The following is a 4,513-nucleotide window of genomic DNA, read 5'->3' as shown; positions in this document are numbered from 1 at the left end:
CACACCGTGCCGTACATCGAAGCCAAGAACTCCTCGGCGACGTTCGAGCACGAGGCGACGACCTCGAAGATCTCCGAGGACGTGCTGTTCTACTGCATCCAGCGCGGCCTTTCGCAGGAAGAGGCGGTCGGCCTCGTCGTCAACGGCTTCGTCAAGGACGTGCTGCAGCAGCTGCCGATGGAGTTCGCGGTGGAAGCGCAGAAGCTGATCTCGATCTCGCTCGAAGGGTCGGTCGGTTAACACCGACCCTCGCGGTGCGCTTTACGCGCTCCAACATCATCTGAATAGACTGGATACCAGGATGGCTTTGCTTGAAGTGAAAGACCTCAAGGTTCGTGTCGAGGAGCGTGAGATCCTCCACGGGCTGACGCTGACCGTGAACGAAGGCGAGGTGCACGCGATCATGGGGCCGAACGGCTCCGGCAAGTCGACGCTCTCCCACGTCATTGCCGGCAAACCCGGCTACGAGGTCACCGACGGCCAGATCCTGTTCAAGGGCGAGGACCTCCTGGAGATGTCACCGGACGAGCGCGCCGCCAAGGGCGTGTTCCTGGCGTTCCAGTATCCGGTCGAGATCCCCGGCGTTGCCACCATGACCTTCCTGCGCACCGCGCTGAACGCGCAGCGGAAGGCGCGCGGCGAGAGCGAATATTCGACGCCGGACTTCCTCAAGAAGGTCCGCGAAGTCTCGAAGTCGCTGAACATCCCGCAGGACATGCTCAAGCGCGGCGTCAATGTCGGTTTCTCCGGCGGCGAGAAGAAGCGCAACGAGGTGCTGCAGATGGCGCTGTTCGAGCCGAGCCTGTGCATCCTCGACGAGATGGATTCGGGCCTCGACATCGACGCGCTGCGCATCGCGGCCGACGGCGTCAACGCGCTGCGCTCGCCGAAGCGCGCGATGGTCGTGATCACCCATTATCAGCGGCTGCTCAACTACATCGTGCCCGACGTCGTGCACGTGATGTCGAAGGGGCGGGTCGTGAAGAGCGGCGCCAAGGATCTGGCGCTGGAGCTGGAAGCGTCCGGCTATGCCCAGTTCGAGGACGCGTAAGGATTGGTTGCAATGAACCTTGCTGTGGCAAAGACCGGAAAGGGCCGCGCCGTGAGCGATCTCTTCGCCAGCGCCGAAGGCCGCCTGCCGGGTTCGCCCGGAGTGGCAGCAGTGCGCCGCGAGGCGTTCGAGACCTATGAGCGTCTTGGCCTGCCGCACCGCCGGATCGAGGAATGGAAATACACCGATTTGCGCGCGCTGGTCGGCGAGGTGCTGCCGCTGGCGGCTGCGCCGGACGCGGCCGCGCTGAAGCGCGCCGCCGACGCCGTGAAGGCGCATGCCATCGAAGGCGCCCGCAAGCTGGTGCTGGTCGACGGCGTGTTCGCGGCCGATCTGTCCGACGTCAAGGCGCTCTCATCCGAGGTCGGCCTCAAGACGCTGCGCGAGGTTCTCGCCGATAAGGCCAACCCTGCCGCCGGCGATCTCCTTCGGACCACGTCGACCGATGCGATGATCTCGCTCAATGCGGCAATGGCAACGGACGGCGTCATGGTCTCGGTGGCTGATCGCACGCAGCTGTCTGCGCCGATCCAGCTCATCCACATCGCGACCGCGGCGGGCGCGTCCGCGTTCACGCGCTCGCATCTGCGGATTGGCAAAGGCGCTCGCGCCACCGTTGTCGAGACCTTCGTCGCGGCAGGCAAGGCGAGCGGCTACCAGGTCAACGACGCGCTGATCCTCTGGATCGGCGACGACGCCGACGTCGCGCATATCCGCCTGATGGACGATGCGCCTGACGCGGTAAATGTCTCCTCGCACTTCGTCACCGTCGGCGCCGCCGTGAAGTTGAATTTCTTCAACATGACGACGGGCGCGGCTGTGAGCCGCCTCCAGGGCTTCATCACCTTGGCGGGCGAGGGCAGTGAGCTCTCGGCCAATGGCGTCAACCTGCTGCAGAAGACCGAGCATGGCGACACCACGCTGGTGGTCGACCACGCCGTGCCGAACTGCGTCAGCCGCGAGACCTTCCGCGCCGTGATCGACGACCGCGCCCATTCCGTGTTCCAGGGCCGCATCATCGTCCGTCCCGACGCGCAGAAGACCGACGGCAAGATGATGACCCGCGCGCTGCTGCTCTCGGACGAAGCCGAAGCCGACAACAAGCCCGAGCTCGAGATCTTTGCCGACGACGTCTCCTGCGGCCACGGCGCCACCGCCGGCGCGCTCGACGACAGCCTGCTGTTCTATCTGAAGGCGCGCGGCCTGCCGGAGAAGCAGGCTCAGGCGCTGCTGATCCAGGCCTTCGTCGGCGAGGCGATCGAGCAGATCGCCGATGACGCCTTGCGCGAGCACGTGATCGGCATTGCCGAGCGTTGGTTGGAGCGCCGGTCATGAGCCCGCATCCCGCAATCAAGAACGGCGCCTATGACGTTGCGCGCGTGCGCCAGGATTTTCCGGCGCTTGGCCTGCAGGTCTACGGCAAGAATCTGGTCTATCTCGACAACGCCGCCTCTGCGCAGAAGCCGAGTGCCGTGCTCGACCGGATGACGCAGGCTTACACCAGCGAATACGCCAACGTGCATCGCGGCCTGCATTACCTCGCCAATGCCGCGACCGAAGCCTATGAGGGCGGCCGCACCAAGGTCGCGCAGTTCATCAATGCGCCGCGGACCGAAGAGGTGATCTTCACCCGCAATGCGACGGAAGCGATCAATTTGGTCGCTTCCTCCTGGGGGAGCCCGAATATCAAAGAGGGCGACGAGATCGTCATTTCGATCATGGAGCACCACTCCAACATCGTGCCCTGGCATTTCCTCAGGGAGCGCCAGGGTGCCGTGATCAAGTGGGCACCTGTCGACGACGAGGGCAATTTCCTCATCGACGAGTTCGAGAAGCTCTTGACGTCGAAGACCAAGCTGGTCGCGATCACGCAGATGTCGAATGCGCTCGGCACCATCGTGCCGGTCAAGGAGGTCGTCCGGATCGCCCACGCCCGCGGCATTCCGGTGCTGGTCGATGGCAGCCAGGGCGCGGTGCATCTGCCTGTCGACGTCCAGGACATCGGCTGCGACTTCTACGTCTTCACCGGCCACAAGGTGTACGGGCCGACCGGCATCGGCGTGCTCTGGGCCAAGTACGACCACCTCGTCGCGATGCGTCCCTATAACGGCGGCGGCGAGATGATCCGCGAGGTCTCGCGCGAGATCGTCACCTATGGCGATCCCCCGCACAAGTTCGAGGCGGGCACGCCCGCGATCGTCGAGGCCGTCGGCCTTGGCGCCGCCATCGACTACGTCAATTCGATCGGCAAGGAGCGCATCGCCGCGCACGAGGCTGACCTGACGGCCTACGCCCAGGAGCGCCTGCGCGAGATCAACTCGCTGCGGCTGATCGGCACGGCGAGGGGCAAGGGACCCGTGATCTCCTTCGAGCTCAAGGGTGCGCACGCCCATGACGTCGCCACCGTGATCGACCGCCAGGGCATCGCGGTACGCGCCGGCACCCATTGCGTGATGCCGCTTTTAGAGCGGTTCAACGTCACAGCCACCTGCCGGGCCTCGTTCGGCATGTATAATACGCGAGAAGAAGTCGACCATCTGGCGCAGGCGCTGCTCAAGGCACGGGATCTGTTCGCATGAGTGACACGGCTGAAATCAAAGCCAATCCGATGGAGACCCATTCGGCATTGCCGCCGGAGGAGACCGAACGGCTGACGCGCGAGATCATCGCTGGGCTCAAGACCGTGTTCGACCCGGAGATTCCGGCCGACATCTACGAGCTCGGCCTGATCTACAAGGTCGAGATCAAGGACGATCGTTCCGTCGACGTGCAGATGACGCTGACGACGCCGAACTGCCCGGCCGCCGGCGAGCTGCCGACCATGGTCGAGAACGCGGTCGCCAGCGTTCCCGGCGTCGGCGTGGTCGACGTCAAGGTGGTCTGGGAGCCGGCTTGGTCACCCGAGCGCATGAGCGACGAGGCCCGCCTCGTCCTCAACATGTGGTGACGCGTACCCCTCATATTGAATTCGCTCCACAACGGACCACATCACTGACATGACCCAGATTTCGTCCGGTTCGACACCAGCATCCACGCCGAAGCCGCGGCGCCCGCGCCCGCAGGTGATGCGGCTGACCGACGCTGCCGCCCAGCGCATCAGCGAGCTGACCCAGCGCGCCGATTCCGAGATCGTCGGCCTGCGCGTCGGCGTGAAGAATGGCGGCTGCGCCGGCCAGTCCTACACGGTCGAATACGCTCACGAGATCCGGCCCAGCGACGAGGTCGTCGAGGACAAGGGCGTCAAGATCCTGGTCGACCCCAAGGCCGTGCTGTTCCTGCTCGGCACCGAGATGGACTACAAGGCCGACAAGATGCAGGCCCAGTTCGTCTTCAACAACCCCAACCAGATCTCCGCCTGCGGCTGCGGCGAATCGGTCGAGCTGCGCCCGGCCAAGATCGACGGGTAGGCCCGGCTTTCTCCAATCACACCGCCGTCGTGCCGGCGCAGGCCGGGACCCATAC

6 protein-coding genes are annotated in these 4,513 nt (G+C 64.9%); all 6 read left to right on the top strand.

Translation table 11 applies throughout. The annotated features are described in order from the left end of the window. A partial coding sequence (locus G8O24_RS42185) for a SufD family Fe-S cluster assembly protein (RefSeq protein ID WP_188108367.1) occupies positions 1–240 on the top strand: 240 nt, incomplete at its 5' end. Between the two features lie 61 nt (positions 241–301). Next, complete coding sequence (sufC, locus tag G8O24_RS42180) at positions 302–1,051, top strand: Fe-S cluster assembly ATPase SufC (protein WP_188108366.1); 750 nt, start codon at positions 302–304, stop codon at positions 1,049–1,051. Positions 1,052–1,063: 12 nt separating this feature from the next. After that, positions 1,064–2,386, top strand: coding sequence for a Fe-S cluster assembly protein SufD (gene sufD / locus G8O24_RS42175; protein ID WP_188108365.1), 1,323 nt, complete (start codon positions 1,064–1,066; stop codon positions 2,384–2,386). Continuing rightward, the gene (locus tag G8O24_RS42170; RefSeq protein ID WP_188108364.1) at positions 2,383–3,630 is read left to right on the top strand and encodes a cysteine desulfurase; all 1,248 of its coding nucleotides are present in this window, start codon (positions 2,383–2,385) and stop codon (positions 3,628–3,630) included. The genes sufD and G8O24_RS42170 overlap by 4 nt, the downstream gene beginning before the upstream one ends. Beyond that, positions 3,627–3,998 carry an SUF system Fe-S cluster assembly protein gene (locus tag G8O24_RS42165; protein ID WP_188108363.1) on the top strand — a complete coding sequence of 124 codons (372 nt, stop codon included), beginning with the start codon at positions 3,627–3,629 and terminating at the stop codon, positions 3,996–3,998. Before G8O24_RS42170 ends, G8O24_RS42165 begins: the two co-directional genes overlap by 4 nt. A 49-nt stretch (positions 3,999–4,047) precedes the next feature. Beyond that, a complete protein-coding gene (locus tag G8O24_RS42160; RefSeq protein WP_188108362.1) occupies positions 4,048–4,458 on the top strand; it encodes a HesB/IscA family protein in 411 nt (136 codons plus the stop codon). The last annotated feature ends 55 nt before the right edge of the window (positions 4,459–4,513 follow it).

The organism is Bradyrhizobium campsiandrae (assembly GCF_014529705.1).
In the GTDB taxonomy this organism is placed as follows: domain Bacteria; phylum Pseudomonadota; class Alphaproteobacteria; order Rhizobiales; family Xanthobacteraceae; genus Bradyrhizobium; species Bradyrhizobium campsiandrae.
The sequence above is the reverse complement of the archived record's forward strand: the minus strand, read 5'-3'. Positions and strand labels throughout refer to the sequence as shown.